Origin of the sequence: Streptomyces sp. P17 (assembly GCF_032436805.1) — a bacterium.
Lineage (GTDB): Bacteria > Actinomycetota > Actinomycetes > Streptomycetales > Streptomycetaceae > Streptomyces.
Map to the genome: position 1 here is coordinate 1 of NZ_JAVRBF010000631.1, position 284 is coordinate 284.

Annotated in this window: 1 protein-coding gene; it reads left to right on the forward strand. The window is 65.5% G+C overall.

Annotated features, from left to right (window positions below; genetic code table 11):
- On the forward strand, nucleotides 1-183 hold a 183-nt coding region (locus tag RMT89_RS42390), incomplete at its 5' end, for a hypothetical protein (RefSeq protein ID WP_315889091.1).
- Nucleotides 184-284 lie beyond the last annotated feature (101 nt).

The window sequence follows — 284 nt, forward strand, 5'->3', positions numbered from 1 at the left end:
CTGAATCGGGCTGTGATCACTCTGCCGCTCGACGCCGTCTATGCGCCTGACATGGTGCTGCGGGTCACGGGCTCCCGAGCCCCTGCGCTGATCGGTGCACGGTTCGTCCTGTCCGGCGAACTGCTGGACTCCGACGGCGAGGTGCGCCGCATCGTCGGCTATCGACCAGAGGGGGCGGCATGAGTATCACTGTGAGCGGTGCGCGTGAACTACAACAGGCATGCACGGACGCCTCGGGTCGCATCGACAAGGAAACGATTGCTGTGCTGCGGCGTGCCGCGGTT